Origin of the sequence: Amycolatopsis sp. cmx-11-32, assembly GCF_047608695.1 — a bacterium.
Lineage (GTDB): Bacteria > Actinomycetota > Actinomycetes > Mycobacteriales > Pseudonocardiaceae > Amycolatopsis.
The window spans coordinates 283767-301563 of sequence record NZ_JADNQN010000003.1 but is presented as its reverse complement, the minus strand read 5'-3'; the positions used below and the strand labels follow the sequence as shown (position 1 = coordinate 301563).

The 17797-nt window shown below is 68.5% G+C and carries 21 protein-coding genes; 16 read left to right on the top strand and 5 right to left on the bottom strand.

Translation table 11 applies throughout. The features are described from left to right. Positions 1 to 10: 10 nt before the first annotated feature. Entirely contained in the window at positions 11 to 616 is a 606-nt protein-coding gene (locus ACM6LR_RS10255; RefSeq protein WP_414943645.1) for a hypothetical protein, read from the top strand. Here ACM6LR_RS10255 and ACM6LR_RS10250 read toward each other — a convergent pair. After that, positions 613 to 1131, bottom strand: a complete 519-nt coding sequence (locus ACM6LR_RS10250) for an NUDIX domain-containing protein (RefSeq protein WP_414938932.1) — start codon at positions 1129 to 1131, stop codon at positions 613 to 615. The genes ACM6LR_RS10255 and ACM6LR_RS10250 overlap by 4 nt on opposite strands. A 43-nt stretch (positions 1132 to 1174) precedes the next feature. On the opposite strand from ACM6LR_RS10250, the gene dop reads away from it, so the two are divergent. The 4 genes from dop to prcA all read left to right on the top strand — a co-directional run bounded on the left by dop (position 1175) and on the right by prcA (position 4683). After that, on the top strand, positions 1175 to 2677 hold the full coding sequence (dop, locus tag ACM6LR_RS10245; protein WP_414938933.1) for a depupylase/deamidase Dop: 1503 nt from the start codon (positions 1175 to 1177) through the stop codon (positions 2675 to 2677). 96 nt (positions 2678 to 2773) lie between these two features. Next, the gene (locus ACM6LR_RS10240; protein ID WP_005150863.1) at positions 2774 to 2968 is read left to right on the top strand and encodes a ubiquitin-like protein Pup; all 195 of its coding nucleotides are present in this window, start codon (positions 2774 to 2776) and stop codon (positions 2966 to 2968) included. A 74-nt stretch (positions 2969 to 3042) separates the two neighbouring features. Then, positions 3043 to 3879 (top strand): proteasome subunit beta, encoded by an 837-nt coding sequence (prcB, locus tag ACM6LR_RS10235; protein ID WP_414938934.1) that lies wholly within the window; start codon positions 3043 to 3045, stop codon positions 3877 to 3879. 51 nt (positions 3880 to 3930) lie between these two features. Further along, on the top strand, positions 3931 to 4683 hold the full coding sequence (gene prcA, locus ACM6LR_RS10230) for a proteasome subunit alpha (protein WP_414938935.1): 753 nt from the start codon (positions 3931 to 3933) through the stop codon (positions 4681 to 4683). 81 nt (positions 4684 to 4764) lie between these two features. Here the strand turns inward: prcA and ACM6LR_RS10225 are convergent, their stop codons facing one another. Next, on the bottom strand, positions 4765 to 5403 hold the full coding sequence (locus ACM6LR_RS10225) for an RICIN domain-containing protein (protein WP_414938936.1): 639 nt from the start codon (positions 5401 to 5403) through the stop codon (positions 4765 to 4767). A gap of 286 nt (positions 5404 to 5689) precedes the next feature. Between ACM6LR_RS10225 and ACM6LR_RS10220 the strand changes: the two genes are divergently transcribed. Continuing rightward, complete coding sequence (locus tag ACM6LR_RS10220; RefSeq protein ID WP_414943643.1) at positions 5690 to 6664, top strand: ArsR/SmtB family transcription factor; 975 nt, start codon at positions 5690 to 5692, stop codon at positions 6662 to 6664. Positions 6665 to 6709: 45 nt separating this feature from the next. Here the strand turns inward: ACM6LR_RS10220 and ACM6LR_RS10215 are convergent, their stop codons facing one another. Continuing rightward, positions 6710 to 8185, bottom strand: a complete 1476-nt coding sequence (locus tag ACM6LR_RS10215) for a bifunctional phosphatase PAP2/diacylglycerol kinase family protein (protein WP_414938938.1) — start codon at positions 8183 to 8185, stop codon at positions 6710 to 6712. A 147-nt stretch (positions 8186 to 8332) separates the two neighbouring features. Between ACM6LR_RS10215 and pafA the strand changes: the two genes are divergently transcribed. From pafA to ACM6LR_RS10195, 4 genes are all read left to right on the top strand, one after another. Further along, a complete protein-coding gene (pafA, locus tag ACM6LR_RS10210; RefSeq protein ID WP_414938939.1) occupies positions 8333 to 9691 on the top strand; it encodes a Pup--protein ligase in 1359 nt (452 codons plus the stop codon). Positions 9692 to 9773: 82 nt separating this feature from the next. After that, entirely contained in the window at positions 9774 to 10814 is a 1041-nt protein-coding gene (locus tag ACM6LR_RS10205; protein ID WP_414943641.1) for a WD40/YVTN/BNR-like repeat-containing protein, read from the top strand. Positions 10815 to 10826: 12 nt separating this feature from the next. Next, positions 10827 to 11168 (top strand): ArsR/SmtB family transcription factor, encoded by a 342-nt coding sequence (locus tag ACM6LR_RS10200; protein ID WP_414938941.1) that lies wholly within the window; start codon positions 10827 to 10829, stop codon positions 11166 to 11168. Between the two features lie 72 nt (positions 11169 to 11240). Beyond that, entirely contained in the window at positions 11241 to 12119 is an 879-nt protein-coding gene (locus ACM6LR_RS10195; protein WP_414938942.1) for a TIGR03620 family F420-dependent LLM class oxidoreductase, read from the top strand. On the opposite strand, the gene ACM6LR_RS10190 is transcribed toward ACM6LR_RS10195, so the two are convergent. Continuing rightward, entirely contained in the window at positions 12116 to 12814 is a 699-nt protein-coding gene (locus tag ACM6LR_RS10190; protein WP_414938943.1) for an SDR family oxidoreductase, read from the bottom strand. The genes ACM6LR_RS10195 and ACM6LR_RS10190 overlap by 4 nt on opposite strands. Then, a complete protein-coding gene (locus ACM6LR_RS10185; RefSeq protein WP_414938944.1) occupies positions 12811 to 13263 on the bottom strand; it encodes an SRPBCC family protein in 453 nt (150 codons plus the stop codon). Before ACM6LR_RS10185 ends, ACM6LR_RS10190 begins: the two co-directional genes overlap by 4 nt. Before the next feature lie 468 nt (positions 13264 to 13731). Here ACM6LR_RS10185 and ACM6LR_RS10180 point away from each other — a divergent pair, with 468 nt between their 5' ends. The 6 genes from ACM6LR_RS10180 to tatC all read left to right on the top strand — a co-directional run bounded on the left by ACM6LR_RS10180 (position 13732) and on the right by tatC (position 17796). After that, positions 13732 to 14163 (top strand): winged helix-turn-helix transcriptional regulator, encoded by a 432-nt coding sequence (locus tag ACM6LR_RS10180; protein WP_414938945.1) that lies wholly within the window; start codon positions 13732 to 13734, stop codon positions 14161 to 14163. Positions 14164 to 14172: 9 nt separating this feature from the next. After that, entirely contained in the window at positions 14173 to 15153 is a 981-nt protein-coding gene (locus ACM6LR_RS10175; protein WP_414938946.1) for a helix-turn-helix transcriptional regulator, read from the top strand. Continuing rightward, positions 15150 to 16127: a helix-turn-helix transcriptional regulator gene (locus tag ACM6LR_RS10170; protein WP_414938947.1), complete on the top strand. Its 978-nt coding sequence runs from the start codon at positions 15150 to 15152 to the stop codon at positions 16125 to 16127. Before ACM6LR_RS10175 ends, ACM6LR_RS10170 begins: the two co-directional genes overlap by 4 nt. Positions 16128 to 16136: 9 nt before the next feature. Next, complete coding sequence (locus tag ACM6LR_RS10165) at positions 16137 to 16346, top strand: bacteriophage holin (protein WP_414938948.1); 210 nt, start codon at positions 16137 to 16139, stop codon at positions 16344 to 16346. Between the two features lie 37 nt (positions 16347 to 16383). Beyond that, a complete protein-coding gene (tatA, locus tag ACM6LR_RS10160) occupies positions 16384 to 16719 on the top strand; it encodes a Sec-independent protein translocase subunit TatA (protein WP_414938949.1) in 336 nt (111 codons plus the stop codon). 108 nt (positions 16720 to 16827) lie between these two features. After that, on the top strand, positions 16828 to 17796 hold the full coding sequence (tatC, locus tag ACM6LR_RS10155; protein WP_414938950.1) for a twin-arginine translocase subunit TatC: 969 nt from the start codon (positions 16828 to 16830) through the stop codon (positions 17794 to 17796). The last annotated feature ends 1 nt before the right edge of the window (position 17797 follow it).

Below are 17797 nucleotides of genomic sequence, written 5' to 3'. Positions count from 1 at the left end.
AGGCTTGAGGGTGCGTCATCGGCAGGTGCTCGCGGTGGCGACGGTCGCGCTGTTCGGTTTGTCGGGCTGCGCCGACCGTCCCAACGATCTCGACACCTACTACGACGACCCCACACCGACGCCCGCGGCCGAACCCGCGCAGCCTTCGGTCAAGCCGCAGGCCGCCCCGATCCCGTCGCCGTCGACCTCGGCCCCGGTCCCCGCGGCCGTTTCCGCCGCGTTGCTGACCGACGAGGACGTCGCCGAGGAAGAGGTCGCCCCTGGCGAGAGCAAGATGTCCGGCTGCCTGACCGGCCTGACCCGCGGCACCAGCCGCTCGACGGCGTGGTCGTACGCGAGCGGTTCGACGCTGGAACAGCAGGTCACCGAGTACACCGACCGTGACGCCTCGGACGTCGTCACTCAGGCGGACTGCGAAGGCAAGAAGCTCACGCTGCCGAAGCAAACCGGTGTCGAAGTACAACGCGCATGGTGTGAAGGCACGACGTGCACGGTGTTGCTCGCGAAAGGGAAACTCGTCTCCGCGCTCAGCGTGACCGCCGGGACCGGGGCGCGGGCGACCGACGCGGCGAAGCGGCTGCTTCCGCTCGTCGCGCAGCGCCTCCGTTCGGCCTAGCGCGCGGCTTCCCGCCGGAACCACTCCAAGGCGCCGAGACGTCCGTCCGGCACGAACCGGCTCTCCGGATCATCGAGCCACGAACGCAACTCGTCCAGCGTCAGCCATCGTCCTTCGACGACTTCGGACAGCTGATGGACGAAGGGGCCGTCCCATCGCGCCTCGAAGGCGAAGTTGTGGCAGCGGATCGTGCCCACGTCGTAGACATGGGTGAAAAGCGGACGCAGGTTCACCCCGTGAACACCCAGTTCTTCAGCCAGTTCACGGCGTGCGCAGTCCTCCGGTGTCTCACCCGCCGCGACGACGCCGCCCGCCCAACAGTCCCAAGTGGAGGGATAGACGTCCTTCATCGGCGTACGCAGGTGCACGTAGACGGAGTTTCCATCACCCGAACGGACCAACACCACGCCCGCCGCGTGCCACAGTCCCTCGGCGCGGACCCGGGAGCGCGTGGCCGCCCCCACCGCGGTTCCGCCGAGGTCATAGAGCGCAACGAGTTCGTCACTGCCTGACATGGGGGGCATCGTCGCACGGCCCTGACCCCGTAGGGTGGTGGGTATGCGGCGGATCATGGGAACCGAAGTCGAGTACGGCATCGCGGTGCCGGGCGACGCGACGGCGAACCCGGTACTTACCTCGACCCAGGTCGTGCTGGCCTACGCGGCCGCGGCGGACATCCCACGGGCCAGGCGGGCACGATGGGATTACGAGGTGGAATCGCCTCTGCGCGACGCGCGTGGTTTCGACCTGACCGGCCCGAGCGGTCCGGGGCACGACCCGGACGTCGAGGACCTCGGCGCGGCGAACGTGATCCTGACCAACGGCGCCCGGCTGTACGTCGACCACGCTCACCCGGAGTACTCGGCGCCCGAGGTGACGAACGCGCGTGACGCGGTCATCTGGGACAAGGCGGGCGAGCGGGTCATGGAGCAGGCGGCACGCAAGGCCGCCACCGTGCCCGGCCAGCCGCCTTTGCAGCTGTACAAGAACAACGTCGACGGCAAGGGCGCGAGCTACGGCACGCACGAGAACTACCTGATGCAGCGGTCGACCCCGTTCACCGCGGTGATCGGGGGGCTGACGCCGTTCTTCGCCTCCCGCCAGGTGATGACCGGTTCGGGCCGAGTCGGTGTCGGGCAGCAGAGCGAGGAAGCGGGCTTCCAGCTCTCGCAGCGCTCCGACTACATCGAGGTCGAGGTCGGCCTGGAGACGACGCTCAAGCGCGGGATCATCAACACCCGCGACGAGCCGCACGCCGACGCCGACAAGTACCGCCGCCTGCATGTCATCATCGGCGACGCGAACCTGGCCGAGTACTCGACGTACCTCAAGGTCGGGACGACGGCGCTGGTGCTGGACCTGATCGAGGCAGGCATCCGGTTCGACGACCTGAAGCTGGACGAGCCGGTGCGCGCGGTGCACCAGATCAGCCACGACCCGACGCTGAAGGCGAAGGTGTCGCTGGCCAACGGGCGGAAGTACACCGGCCTAGATCTCCAGTTCGCCTACCACGAGATTGCCTCGGCGAACCTGGAGCGCACCGGCGCGGACGAGGCCGCCAAGGAGGTCCTGCGGGTCTGGGGCGAGATCCTGGACGCGCTGGCGCGGGACCCCCAGGAATGCGCGGACAGGCTGGACTGGCCGGCGAAGCTGCGGTTGCTCGAGGGCTACCGCGCTCGGGACCAGCTGGCCTGGGGCGCGCCGCGGTTGCGGCTGGTCGACCTGCAGTACTCGGATGTCCGCTTGGACAAGGGCCTGTACAACAGGCTCGTCACCAGGGGTTCGATGAAGCGCCTGGTGACCGAGGAGGAGGTGCTGGAGGCGGTCACGACCCCGCCTTCGGACACCAGGGCCTATTTCCGGGGCCGCGCGCTGGAGAAGTACGCCAGCTCCATCGCCGCGGCGTCCTGGGATTCGGTCATCTTCGACGTCGGCAGGGAATCGCTGGTGCGGATCCCGACGTTGGAGCCGCTGCGGGGCACGAAGGCCCACGTGGGGAAGTTGCTGGACGACTCCGCGACAGCCGAGGAACTGGTGGAAGCCCTCACCGGTTCGGACTAGCGGGAATTCCTTTCCTCAGGGTTAAGCGATCACGGATCCCACGGAATGTCGGGACCGCTGGGTAGGCTAGGTACATCAGCCACACCGGGAGGCGAGATGGCTCAGGAAAAGATCGAAAAGCACGGCGGAGGCGACTCGGACGAAGAGTTCGAGGGCGGCGGTCCGGCCGGCCAGGAGCGGCGCGAGAAGCTCGGTGAGGACGTCGACACGATCCTCGACGAGATCGACGACGTGCTCGAGGAGAACGCCGAGGACTTCGTCCGCGCGTACGTGCAAAAGGGCGGCGAGTAACTCGTCTTCCGGCGGCCGGATGCGGCCGCCCGCGCAGAGCCGGCGGATCACACAGATGGGAACTTTGAGCACGTATGGAACACACCTCGGGTAAGTCGGCGCTGCCCGCCGCGTACTTCACGTCGGGGACCTCGTCGTTCTCGGACTTCCTTCGGGCGCAGGCGCCTGAGCTGCTCCCGGAGCGGCGTGTCGCGTCCGGGGCCGCCGGGCTCGACGCGCCGCACGGGACGACGATCGTCGCGGTCAAGTTCGGGGGCGGGGTGCTGATCGCCGGTGACCGGCGGGCGACGTCGGGCAACTTGATCGCCTCGCGCGACATGGAGAAGGTGCACGTCACCGACGAGTACTCGGCTGTCGGCATCGCGGGCTCGGCGGGGCTGGCGATCGAGATGGTGCGGCTGTACGCGGTCGAACTGGCGCACTACGAGAAGATCGAGGGCGTTTCGCTCTCACTCGACGGTAAGACGAACAAGCTCGCCGGACTGGTGAAATCCAACCTCGAGATGGCGATGTCAGGGCTGGCCGTGCTGCCGCTGTTCGTCGGGTACGACCTCGACGCGGAGGACGCGAAACACGCGGGCCGGATCATCTCGTACGACGCGACGGGCGGGCGGTACGAGGAAAGCGCCGGTTACCACGCCATCGGTTCGGGTTCGCTGTTCGCGAAGGGCTCGCTGAAGAAGCTGCACGACCCGGACGCGGACGCCGAAGCCGCGATCCGGGTGGCGGTGGAAGCGCTGTACGACGCGGCGGACGACGACACCGCGACCGGCGGGCCGGATCTGGTGCGCCGGATCTTCCCGACGATCGTGACGATCACCGCGGAGCAGGGCGCGGTGGCGGTGCCGCAGGAGCAGACGATCGCGGTGGCCGAGGCGATCGTCGCCGCGCGTGCCGAGCGCGGGCGCTAGCCGTCGTCCCTGTCCCTTTCCGATGAGAGCCAGAAAGAGCGGAGCACCACAGTGACGATGCCGTTGTACGCCTCTCCCGAGCAGCTGATGCGGGAGCGTTCCGAGATCGCGCGCAAGGGCATCGCGCGCGGCCGGAGCGTGGTCGTGCTCAAGTACCGCGGTGGCGTGCTGTTCGTGGCCGAGAACCCCTCGGCGACGTTGCACAAGGTGTCGGAGATCTACGACCGGATCGGCTTCGCGGCCGTGGGCCGCTACAGCGAGTTCGAAAACCTCCGTGTCGCCGGCATCCGGCACGCGGACCTGAAGGGCTATCAGTACGACCGGCGGGACGTCAGCGCGCGTGCGCTGGCGAACGCGTACGCCGCGTCGCTGGGCAGCATCTTCACCGAACAGCTGAAGCCGTTCGAGGTGGAGATCTGCGTGGCCGAGGTCGGCGTGACCGCGGCCGAGGACCAGCTGTACCGGTTGACCTACGACGGTTCGATCTTCGACGAGCCGAAGTTCGTGGTGATGGGCGGTCAGGCCGACACGCTCACCACGAAGCTGAAAGAAAGCTACGAGGCGGATCTGGAGCTGGGTGCGGCGCTCGGAGTCGCGGTGAAGGCGTTGCGCGACAACACCCCGACGCCCACGAACGGCGACTCGGACCCGGTGAAGCTCGAGGTCGCCGTTTTGGAGCGGGAGCGGCGCGGCCGCAAGTTCCGCCGGGTCGCCGGGGTGGCGCTGGACGCGCTGCTGCCCGCCGAGCCGGAGGAACCGGCGAAGGACGAGGACAAGCCCGAAGGTGAGTCCAAGAAGGACTGAGTTCGTTTGTCGCCAGTACAGGAAGGCCCTCTTCCTTGCGCCTAGCGCAAGGAAGAGGGCCTTCCTGTACTGAGTGCCGGATCAGGCGGGGGTGTCGCCCCACCACTGGCTGCGGCCACCGGCGATGAAGCTCCACAGCTGGAGCCGCGTGCCGTTGGAGGACGAGTTGCCCTCCGCGGTCAGGTACCGGCCGCTGCTCGGGTTCTGGAACCGGACATAGCCCTCAGGGTTGACGGTGCCGCCCCACCACTGGTTCTTGGCACCGGCGACGTAGTCCCACAGCTGGACGATGGTGCCGTTCTTGTTGATGGTGTTGAGGTCCGCGTCCAGGTAGCGGCCGCTGGCCACGTTCTGGAAGCGGGAGTACCCCTCGGGGTTGTCGGTGATGTAGAACGCCTGGTGGTCCGCGTCCAGGTTGCAGTCCCAGAGCTGCATCTTGGTGCCGTTGCGGTTGATGCTGTTGAGGTCCGCGTCCCAGCACTTGTTCGAGTCCAGCCCGGACGGGATGAGGTACATGTCCGCGTCGGCCACGCCGTTGGCCTGCGTGCGCGCGCCGGTCGAGGTGCGCTTGACCGGGATGAGCTTGATGCCGTGCACGGAGACCGTCTTGAACCCGTCACCGGTGGGCTGCGGGGCCGCGGTGGCGGCGGGAGCGGTGGCCAGGGTCAGCACACCCGCCGCGGCGGTGATGATTCCCGCCAGGCGCTTCAGTTTAGTCAATTTCTTCCCCTTTGTGGAAAGCGTTTTCTCCCAGTGATGGTGAGGGAGAAGGCAGGAATCTTCAGGCCGCGACGAATCGCGGTCCTTTGAAACCTGCCGGTGAATCCCCCTCGTGGAAGGCTCCGCGTAAACCCCCGAGAAGCGGGCCTTCTTTCGAACATCATTCAGGTCTGAACCACGGCCGTCGAGGAGATTTCCGGGAGCGGCAATATGGCAGCTCAGCCATGTAACGGAACGGCGTTGCTCGCGATCACACGGCGAGACTCCGAGCAAGGCGAGGACATCCGTGCGCATCGAGCTGACGTTGCAGGACCTGACGCGCGTCCGGCTCGCGCCCGAAGCCGACCCCTTGGCCGAGCTGGTGTCCAGCCTGCAGATCCTGCAGCGGCGAGACGCGGGCTCGGCGTTGTTCAACCGGTGGCGGCACCGGGTCCGGCTCGGGCTGACGGAGTCGGCCGCGGTGCTGTTGTGGCTGTGCCGCCCCTACGCGCCGATCCCCGCGTTCCTCGTTCCGAACGCCGGGGTAGGTGATTTTGAGGCGGGCCTCGCGGAGATCGCCCGGACCGATTCGGTGTGTTTGAAGGCGGCGTTGCGGGACGCCCCGGTCAACCGGGAGTTGCCGGCCTGGGCGGCGGGATTGCCGGATGGGGACACCACCGGCCTGCCGAAGCTCGTCCAGGCGATGCAGGACTACTTCGACCTGTCGCTGGCGCCGGGATGGGAGCCGGCGCGGACGCAGGTCGACGCGGACCGCGGGATGCGGGCGCAGCTGTTGCTCCACGACGGAGTGGACGCGGTGCTGACGAGTCTGCGGCCGCTGGTGCGCTGGTCGTCTCCGGTGCTGGAGGTCGGCGACGGGATCGTCGGTGCGTGTGGTGCGAGCGGCGCCGGGCTCATGATCTCACCGACCTACTTCGCGGTGTGCCCGGTGATCGTCCCGGCGGTTAGTGAGACGCCGGTCCGGCTGCTGTATCCGTCGGTGCGGCAGGCGGCCCCGTCGACCGGCTACGGCCGCGACGTGCGGAGATCGCCGGACACCGCCCTCGCCGATCTGCTCGGGCCGACCAGGGCGGCGGCGCTGGCCGTCCTCGCGGTCGGATGCAGCACGTCGGAGCTGGCCGCCAGGCTGGGAGTGACGCCCTCGGCGGTCAGCAAGCACGCCACCGTGTTGCGGCGCGCGGGGCTGATCACCACCGAACGCGACCGTAACTCCGTGCTGCACTCGCTGACGCCGCTGGGTAGCGCCCTGCTGGTCGCCTAGGGGCTTGGCGCCCAGAAGGTTCGGCCCGACGTAGTCCGGCAGCGCCTAGTTTCGGTAGACGGTCAGCGCGCTGGGCCGCGACCGGAAGCGGAAGTCGTTGCCGAGCGGTCCGACCTCACCGTCGGTGGCGACGCGACGGTTGCCGTTGAGCAACTGGACGTGCAGTTCCGGAACGTCGAGTTCCTGGTAGACGTGGCTCGCGTTGAGACTGTTCGTGATCGTGGCCAGGATGAACCGCGCCCGCGAGTAGGGCAGGTCGGCACGCAGGTAGCGGACGTCGAGAAGGCCGGTGTCGAGTGCCGGGCGGTGCGAGGGCGCGAACCCCTTCGGCGCGTAGGTGCCGTTGCCGACGAACAGCAGCCAGATGCTGCTGGTCTTGCCGTTGAGGGTCACTTCCAGCGGCTTCGCGCGCCGCAGCGTGCGGGCGAGCGCCATCGCCGCGGACGGCCACTTCGGGTGCCGCTTCTGCAGCCTTTCCCGCACCCGCACCATTTCCGGGTAGCCGCCGAGGCTGGCGGTGTTGACGAAGTAGCGGTGGTCGTCGTCGTTGATCTCGACCTCGCCGAGGTCGACGCCCACGGCGTTACCCGCCTCGGTGGCGGCGTCCGCGTCGGGCATGGAGCGCATGCCGACGTCGCGGGCGAAGTGATTGAGGGTGCCCGCCGGAATGAGCGCGAGCGGCAGGTCGTGGTCGGCCGCGACGGAGGCCACCGCGGCGACCGTTCCGTCCCCGCCGGCGACGCCGAGCGCGCGCACGGTGCCGTTACGGGCGGTGAGCTCGTCGACGAGCTGTTCGCGCAGGTCCCGCTTCGAGTCCGGGTAGAGGATGGTCGCCTTGGGCCACGCGAAGCGGGTCTCCTCGGTCGGGTCCTGGCCGTCGATCCCCGAATGCGGGTTGACCAGGACGAGCATGTCCTCGCCGTCACGCATCTCGGGTGCTTCGGCGGTGTGCGCGGTGCGGCCGGGGACGTCGGGGTTCACCGGCCACCAGTGCCGTGTGAGCAGGCCCGCGCCGACGCCGATGCCGATGCCCACGCCGACGTCACTCGGCCAGTGGACGCCGGTGTGGACCCGGGAATAGGCCACGGCGGCGGCCAGCGGCACGAGGGCGGCGCCCGTCTTGGGCGATTCCATCGCGACGGCCGTGACGAAGGCGGCCGCGGACGCCGAGTGACCGGAGGGGAACGACGACGAGGTCGGCCGCCGGACGAGGCGCCGGTGCATCGGCACCTCCTCGGCCGCGGGGCGTCGGCGGGGGAACAGCGGCTTGCCGATCAGGTTCGCAGCGGCGCTCGCCCCGGCGATGGCCGCCACGCCGCGAAGCGCGCCTCGGCGTGTCGGGCCCTTCTTCGCCGCGAGCAGGACCGCGACACACCACCAGAGCTTGGATTTGTCCGCACTTTTCGAAAGCGAGGTGATCACGTCGTCGGCCCTGGTCCTCGGCAGCGCCGCGCTCTTGGCCATCAACCGCCGGTCGGTCCGGCCGACCTTGCGGAAAGGGCGCTTGAGCTGCTTTAACACGATTACACCGCTTCCGAGTCGGGACGTCATGTGCGTGATACCCGATCGGGACTCCCCGCACACCTTTCACCGAATGCAACGTACCGACCGCGTGTCGCCGCCCGAACGGCGCACCGTCAGTGGGTCCTCACCGCCTACTCTGGTGGGATGCAGCGGCGGATCTTTGGCATCGAGACCGAGTTCGGGGTCACGTGCACCTTTCACGGGCAACGCAGGCTCTCTCCGGACGAAGTGGCGCGTTACCTGTTTCGGCGTGTCGTGTCCTGGGGGCGTTCGTCGAACGTCTTCTTGTCGAACGGCTCGCGGCTCTACCTCGACGTGGGCTCCCACCCGGAATACGCCACGGCCGAATGCGACGACCTCGTCCAGCTGGTCACGCATGACAAGGCGGGGGAGCGGATCCTCGAGGATCTCCTGATCGACGCCGAGCGGCGGCTGGCGGACGAGGGCATCGGCGGCGACATCTTCCTGTTCAAGAACAACACCGATTCGGCGGGCAACTCCTACGGCTGTCACGAGAACTACCTGGTGACCCGTGCCGGGGAGTTCTCCCGGATCGCCGACGTACTGCTGCCGTTCCTGGTGACCCGGCAGCTGATCTGCGGCGCCGGCAAGGTCCTGCAGACGCCGCGCGGCGCGGTGTACTGCCTGTCCCAGCGAGCGGAACACATCTGGGAAGGCGTCTCCAGCGCTACCACGCGTTCGCGACCGATCATCAACACCCGCGACGAACCGCACGCCGACGCCGAGCGGTACCGGCGCCTGCACGTGATCGTCGGCGACTCGAACATGGCCGAACCGACCACGCTGCTCAAGGTCGGGTCGGCGAACCTGGTGCTGGAGATGATCGAGGCGGGCGTCCAGTTCCGCGACTTCACCCTGGACAACCCGATAAGGGCGATCCGCGAGATCAGCCACGACCTCACCGGCCGCCGCCAGGTGCGGCTCGCCGGTGGCCGCGAGGCGTCCGCGCTGGACATCCAGCGCGAGTACCACGCCCGCGCCGTCCAGCACGTCAAGGAGACCGGTTCGTCGCCCCAGTCCGAGCGCGTCGTCGAGTTGTGGGGCCGGGCGCTGGAGGCGGTGGAGCAGCAGGACTTCAGCAAGATCGACACCGAGATCGACTGGGCGATCAAGCACCGGCTGGTCGAGCGCTACCGCGCCAAGCACGACCTCGACCTGTCGAGCCCGCGGATCGCGCAGCTCGACCTGGCCTACCACGACATCCGGCGCGGCCGCGGCATCTTCGACCTGCTGCAGCGCAAGGGGCTCGTGCGCCGGGTCACCGACGACGGCGAGATCGAACTGGCCAAGGACACCCCTCCGCAGACCACGCGGGCGAAGCTGCGTGGTGACTTCATCGCCGCGGCGCAGGCCGCCGGACGTGACTTCACCGTGGACTGGGTGCACCTCAAGCTGAACGACCAGGCGCAGCGGACCGTGCTGTGCAAGGACCCGTTCCGTTCGGTGGACGAACGCGTCGAACGGCTCATCTCCTCGCTCTGAAAGTTGCTCCGTGAAGGCCATCCTGAGGGACTCCCGGTCCCCTAGGCTGGCCTTCACGGGTCTTCAGAAGAGAGGTGCGCCGATGCGTGCGCTACTGGTCCTGCTCGGAGCGGTCGGGCCGCTGGCGTTCACCGGAGTCGCGTATGCCGCGCCGGAGTGTCCCGACCCGGCGTGGGTGGAGACCCCGACCGGCACGGACGCGCAGCTGCGCGGGCTCTCCGCGGTGGACGCGAAGACGGCGTGGGTCAGCGGCAGCAAGGGCACCGTCCTGCGCACCACCGACCGCGGCCGCACCTGGAAGCCCGTCGCCCCTCCTGAGACGGCGGCTCTCGACTTCCGTGACATCGAGGCCTTCGACGCCGACCACGCGGTCGCCCTGTCCATCGGGCCGGGCGACGCGTCCCGGATCTACCGAACCGACAACGGCGGCAGGAGCTGGCGGCTGTCCTTCCGGAACGGTGACCCGGCCGCCTTCTACGACTGCCTCGCGTTCTTCGGCCACCGGCGCGGCCTCGCGATGAGCGATCCGGTGGACGGCAAGTTCCGGTTGCAGTCCACTTCGGACGGCGGTCGCACTTGGAAGCTCGTACCCGCCGAGGGCATGGTGCCCGCGCTCGACGGCGAGTTCGGGTTCGCCGCCAGCGGTCAGTGCCTCACCACGTCGGGCCCGCGTGACGCCTGGATCGCCACCGGCGGCGGCGCCCGCGCCCGCGTCCTGCACTCCGGTGACGGTGGACGGACGTGGGAAGCCGCCGACACCCCGTTGCCCAGCGGTGCCTCGGCCGGGGTCTTCTCGGTGACGTTCCGGGACCCGCGGCACGGCGTGGCCATCGGCGGCGACTACGCGGCGCCGAACGCACCCGGCCCCGCTGTAGCGCTGAGCGCAGACAAGGGACGAACCTGGCGAATGCCGTCGGAAGCTCCCGTCGGTTACCGCTCCGGCCTGGCATGGCTGGGGAACACGGTCATCGCCGTCGGCCCCGGTGGAAGCGATCTGAGTCCGGACGGCGGACGGCACTGGAAGTCGTTCGACACCGGTTCACTCGACTCCGTCGACTGCGCTCGCGGCGCGTGCTGGGCGAGCGGGGCGAAGGGCCGGGCCGCCCGGCTCGACGGGGTTTAAGCTCGAAGGACCATGACCGCACACGCCGAACCCCTCCAGGACACCGCCGAGCACCTGGTCGAGGTGCTCAAGGTGCTCGCCAACCCGGTCCGGCTCCAGGTGCTGGGGTGGCTGCGCGAGCCCGACCGGCATTTCCCGCCGGAGAAGGCGATCGCCGACCAGAACGAGGTCGGTGTCTGTGTGAGCCATCTCCAGGCGAAGCTGGGGCTCGCGCAATCCACGGTGTCGGCGTACATGGCGCTGCTGCAGCGCGCCGGGCTCGTGAAGTCCACGCGGGTGGGGAAGTGGACCCACTACCGCCGGGACGAGCAGCGGATCGCGCGGCTCGTAGACCTGCTCGGACACTCCATCTGAACCTCGCCGGGAATAACATATCGAAACTCTGCGATACTTCGATATGGAGAACTCGACGTGAGGAGCAGGCGGATGGAACTGGGGCGTTTCGGGATCTGGACGTTCGACTTCGAGGATCAGCCCGCGAGCATGCTGCGGGATTCGGTACGGGAACTGGAAGAACTCGGCTGGCCCGCGATCTGGATCCCGGAACGGGACGGCCGCGAAGCGCTGACCCACGCCGGATTCCTGCTCTCGGTCACCGATCGGATCACCGTGGTCAACGGGATCGCGCGGATCGGGTCCCGTGGGGCGCGCTGGGCCCACGGTGCGGCGCTTCTGCTGGCCGACGCCCATCCGGGCAGGCATGTACTGGGGCTCGGCTTCGGCGGCGCGCGTGCCGGGGTCAAGCCGCTGGAGGCGATGAGCGAATATCTCGACGAACTCGACACGGTCACCAGCGCCAACCCGCTGCCCGCGGCCCCGATCCGGCGCCTGCTGGCCGCGTACGGGCCGAAGATGCTCGGGCTCGCCCGTGACAGGTCCGAGGGCGCGCACACCTATCACGTGACGGTGCCGCATACCGCCGAGGCGAGGGAAGTGCTGGGGGACAAGGCCTTCCTCGGCGTCGAGCACGCGGTCCTGTTCGAGACCGACCCGGTCAAGGCGCGCGTGATCGCCCGTGAGCACCTGCACGCGTACCTCACGTCGGAGTACAACGTCGCCAAGTTCCTCCGGCTCGGCTACACCGAAGCCGACATCGACGGTGGCCGCGGCAGCGACAGGCTCGTCGACGATCTCGTGTTCTGGGGCGACCTCGACACCGTCGTCGCGAAGCTCCACGGACACCTCGACGCCGGTGCCGACCACGTCGGAATCCAGGTCATCGGTGTCGAACCCGGCGAATCGGCGATGCCGCACTGGCGGCGACTGGCCGAAGCGCTGCTGCCGCAGCCTGCCGCGACGCGCTAGCGGACCTGGCCGGTCGGGCGAACCACGATCTCGTTGACGTCGACCGAGGGCGGTTGCTCCAGCGCGTAGAGCACCGCCCTCGCGATGTCGTCGGGTTCCAGTTTCGGTTTGGACCGCGAATCCTCGGGGATCATCGAGGTGTCGACCAATCCGGGCTGCACCACGGTGACCCGGACGCCGGTGCCGATGGCCTCCTCGCGGATGGACCCGGCGAGCCCGGTCACCGCCCATTTCGTCGCCGAATAGAGGTTCCCCGGCCGGTGATAGCGGCCGGCGACCGAGCCGGTGAGCACGAGGTGTCCCTTCGATTCCGCCAGCGACGGCAGGGTCGCCCGCGCCGTGAGGGCGGTTCCGTAGACGTTGGTCAGCACCATGTCCCGCCATTGCTCGGGTTCCGCGCCGCCGTCGCCGAAGAAGGAGACGACGACGCTCTGGCCCGCGTTGGCGAACACCGCGTCCAGCCCGCCGAAGGTCTTCTTCACCGTCTCCACGGCGGACGACAGCGAGGTCCAGTCGGTGACGTCCACCGCGAGCGCGAGGGCGCGATCGTCGCCGAACTCGGCGACGAGGGGGAGCAGTGCCTCACGGTCGCGGGAGAGTAGCGCCAAGCGGAACCCGGCCGCCGCGGCCCGGCGTGCGGTGGCCTTGCCGAGGCCGCGGGAGGCTCCGGTGATCAGCAGTACTCGTTCGTTCATGCGTCCAAACTAGGCGGCGTGTACGTCTCCCACTCGGGCACCGGTTCACCGAGGAGGGCGGCGCCGAGCCGGTCGAGGTAGAAGTGCCAACCTTTCATGATGTCCGAGGTGTCCCACTCGGACTTGGGCATCAGGTGCACGAAATCGAGCACCGTTCCCGAGCCTTGCGGGGTCAAGGTCAGTACCACTCGCCAGGTCGGCTCGCCGGGGTTGATCAGATCCATGGCCAGCCGTTTCGGCGGATCGCATTCGCGGACGACGGCGGGGGCCGGTTCGGAATCCTTCTCCGCGGTCATCAAGAGCATGATCGTGTTGCCGACTCCGGCCTCACCCGTCCACGTGCCGATCCAGCGGGCAGTGCGGTCGGATTCGGTGAGCGCCGACCAGACGTCTTCGATCGGGTCCGGGTACTCACGCCGGAGTTCGAGCCGGGTCTTCTCGCTGTCCATCGACCGAATATAACTTGAGCCTTAATTAAGCGTCAACTTATTCGTTGGTGAGCGGGAGCCGTCCTCGTGATCCGCCTGCCGCCAGCCGCGCGTGTGCCTTCACCGTTTCGCCCGAGGGGAGGACGTCGCGCGGATCCAGACGTGCTCGACGTTGATGCCGCGCAAGGGCATCGGCGCCCGCTCCGGCCGCGAACGCCACGAACCGCCCTCGGCTCACCACGGCGTAAGGCTTCGAGTCCGGGCAGGGCCGTGTCTAGCGCCGCCGGGGATCTTCGCCCGCGCGCGGGGGCCAGGAAGTCTTCCCGGGATCTCGGTGAACTCCAGGACTTCCCGGGCCGCCGAACCGGCGGAGCACCACAGCACGCATTGCTCTCCAAGGGGCCGTTCGCGGTGAACGTATGGGGAGTTACTCTCCCAACGGGAAGTAGGCACTTCGAGGTGCCCGACCCACGCGGAGGTACGCGAACCGTGGTCACGCGCACGGCACAAGAACGCCGGAACGAGGAGAAGCAGGCCTACGACGCCTATCTCGCGGCGTGTCCGGCCCGGAAGCTGCTCGACGAGGTCTCGGGCAAATGGGTCAGTCTCGTCCTCGTCGCCCTCGGCGACGGGCCCGAGCGCTACAGCGACCTTTCCCGCCGGATCGCCGGCGTCAGCCAGAAGATGCTCACGCAGACACTGCGGACCCTGGAGCGGGACGGCTTGCTGACCCGCACCGTCACGCCGTGCGTCCCGGTCCGTGTGGACTACGAACTGACCGAACTCGGCCGGAGCCTCCTGCGGCTGGTGGCCGGGATCAAGGACTGGGCCGAGACACGGTTCGACGAGGTCGAGTCCGCCAGGGATCGTTACGACGCGCGATCGGCGGCTGTCACCATCGGGTCGGACGGCGCGGGCTAGGGTAGCCGGGTGTCCACCGCACGCGCCGAACGATTGGTCAACCTGGTTCTGGCCCTCCTGTCCACCCGGCAGTACCTCACCGCCGAGCGGATCCGCGGCATCGTGCCCGGGTACGCCGACGCGGCCAGCGACGAGGCCTACTTCCGCATGTTCGAGCGCGACAAGACGGAACTGCGTGAACTCGGCATCCCGTTGGAGACCGGGCGCAACTCCGCGTTCGACGGGATCGACGGTTACCGCATCGCGCGCCGCGACTACGAACTCGGAGAAATCGACCTCGCGCCCGACGAGGCGACCGCGGTCGGCCTCGCCGTCCGGCTGTGGGATTCGCCGGAACTGACCGGAGAAGCACAGGGCGCGCTGGTGAAGCTCCGCGCCGCCGGTGTCGAGGTCGACGACCACGCGCCGACCGTCGTCGAGCCCCGCGTCCGCGCCGAACCCGCGTTCGGCCCGCTTCTCGCCGCCGTACAGGCCGGGCAAGCGGTGCGCTTCGAGTACCGGCGCAGCGGTTCGGCCGAACGCAAGATCCGCACCCTCGAACCCTGGGGAGTGGTGTCCTGGCGAGGCCGTTGGTACGTCGTCGGGCATGACAGGGACCGTGGCGCGCCTCGCTGCTTCCGTCTCTCTCGCGTGACCGGGAAGGTTGACGCCTTCGGCGAATTCGGCGTCGTCGAACGCCCGGAAGGGGTCAACCTGTCGCGGATGGTCTCGGCCAGCAGCAGCGAGGACCCGTCCGCGCCGACCACCGCCAGCGTCTGGGTCGCCGACGGCCGGGCCGCCGGTGTCCGTCGCCGTGGCCGTGTCGTCGGCCGTAGCGACGCCGGGGGAGAAGAGGGCGACCTCGTGGAGATAGAGCTGTACTACCCCGAATCCGCCGCCGACTGGCTCACCGCCCACGGTCCGGACGTCCTCGTCCTCGAACCCGAGGTGCTCGCGAAGTCAGTCTTCAGTCGCCTCGAGGCCGTCGCGCACGCCGGTGGTGCCCGATGAGCGCCAGCGGACGCATGCCGCGCCTGCTCGCGCTCGTGCCGTATCTGCTCGCCCGGCCCGGCATCAAGATCACCGATGCCGCCAACGACTTCGACGTCACGCCCAAGCAGCTGCGCAAGGACCTCGAACTGCTCTGGATGTGTGGGCTGCCCGGCTACGGCCCCGGCGACCTGATCGACCTTTCCTTCGAGGGCGACACGATCGTCGTCACCCACGACGCCGGCATGAACCGCCCGCTGCGGCTCACCGGCGGCGAGGCGACCGCCATGCTCGTCGCGCTGCGAGCACTGGCCGAGACGCCAGGGGTGCTCGACGCCGACGCCGTTCGCCGCGCCATCGCGAAGATCGAAGCCGCCGCGGGGCGAGCCCAGCCGTCGGGCATCGTCGTCGGTGGGGGAGTCCGCGAAGGCAAGAAGACCGCCAGCACCCGCGAAGCCGTCCGGGCCGCGCTCACCGCGAAGCGCGCGTTGCGGATTCGGTACTACACCGCGTCCAAGGACGAGATCACCGAACGCACCGTCGACCCCATGCGGCTGCTCATCGTCCAGGCGGTCGGCTACCTCGAAGCGTGGTGCCGTCGCGCGGAAGACGTCCGGCTGTTCCGGCTCGACCGCATCGACGAACTCACCGTGCTCGACGAACCCGCCGTCCCGCCCGCGCACGCGCGGCCGACCGACATCTCCGACGGGGTGTTCCGCTCGCGTCCCGATCAGCAGGAAGCCGTTCTCGTCCTCGACCCCGACGCACGCTGGGTAGCCGAGTATTACCCGTGCGACGAGCTCGACGAGCTCGACGGCGGTCGCCTGCGGATCCGAATGCGGTACGCCGATGAATCGTGGATGGTCCGGTTGATCCTCGGTCAGGGTGGAGACGCGCAGGTGGAGAGCCCCGCCACACTCGAGGAGGCGGTTCGTCGACGGGCGGCCGACGCGCTGGCGCGGGCACGTCACCTTGCGTCAACCTACGAGCAGTAGGGTGACGCCGTGTCGTACCTGCCGAGCATCGCGCTCGCCGTCGCCGGGCTGATCGTTCTCTTCGTTCTACTCATCAAATTACGCGGAGTCTTGCGCGCGCTCACCCATACGATGAGCATGGTGGCTACGAACACCCGAAAACGGACAGGGCTCCTTCGTGCCCGGTCGGCCGCGCTCCGCGTGGCGATCGCGCGACGACGTGGGCTCGAAGACCGGTAACATCTCACCCAGAGACTCGAGAAGGAGGCCGCAAACAATGAACGCGCTGCAGCCGTGGCACATCATCATCCTGGTGCTCGTCGTTGTTCTGCTGTTCGGCGCCAAGAGGCTTCCGGACGCCGCGCGGTCCATCGGCAAGTCCATGAAGATCTTCAAGGCCGAGACCAAGGACATGGCCGGGGACAAGGACAAGGCCGCCGAGACCGAAGAGGTCGAGACCAAGCAGCTGCCGCAGGCCACCACGCCCGTGCCTGCCGCGTCGGCCGCGCAGGACAAGCAGGTCGCCGACCTCCAGCGCCAGCTCGACGAGCTCAAGAAGCAGCAGGCCACCACGCCCGTTCCGGCCGAGCAGGCGCAGAAGAACGCCAGCTGAGCGGTCTTGGCAAGCAGCTTCTAGCCAGCCCAGCGGAGCCTGTTCGCGGATGAGCGCGCCGAAGTCACGGTGCGCTCATGGTGGACCCAGACGAGAACGGACTGTTCAGTGGCGGATTCCGCCTCCGGTGAGGAGCGCCGCGGGTCGAAGCGGCGTAAGCGCAGCCGTCGGAGCAATCCCGACGGCACGATGACGCTCGTCGAGCACATCTACGAGTTTCGGCGCCGTCTGGGCTTCGCGCTGCTCGCTCTCGTGGCGGGAGGAATCCTCGGTTTCATCTGGTTCCAGACGACGATCGGTCCGATCCCGTCGCTGGGCAAGCTGCTGACCGACCCCTACTGCGCGGTGCCCGCCGATCGCCGGTTCGACGGCCCCACCGGTGGGTGCAAGCTGCTGCAGACCGTGCCCTTCGAAGCTTTCATGACGCAGTTGAAGGTCGGTCTCGCGGGCGGCGCGGTGCTGTTCTCGCCGCTGTGGCTGTACCAGATCTGGGCGTTCGTCGCCCCTGGTCTGTACTCCAAGGAGCGCAAGTACGCGCTCACCTTCGTCGCGTTCGCGTCGGGGCTCTTCGCCGCCGGTGCGGTGCTGGCCTACCTGCTCGTCCCGCACGCCCTCGAACTGCTGATGAACTTCGGTGGTGACCAGTTCATCACCGCGCTGACCGCGGACAAGTACGTCTCGTTCATCCTGTCGCTGCTGCTGATCTTCGGCGTCAGCTTCGAGCTCCCACTGCTCGTGGTGATGTTGAACCGTGTCGGCGTCCTGAAGTACCAGATGCTGAAGAGGTGGCGCCGTGGCCTGATCATGGCGCTGTTCGTCTTCGCCGCGTTCGCCACGCCCGGTTCGGACCCGTTCTCGATGCTCGGTCTGGCAGGCGCGCTGATCGTGCTGCTGGAGATTTCCATCCAGATCGCGCGCTTCCACGACCGCAAGCTCGACAAGGAACGCGGCACCGAGGGCTGGGACAAGCTCGACGACGACGAGGCCGCGCCGTTCGACTACACGCCGAGCACGGTCGACGACGAACCCTCGGCCACCACCGGTGGCAAGAGGACCAACACCGACGACGTCACCTGAT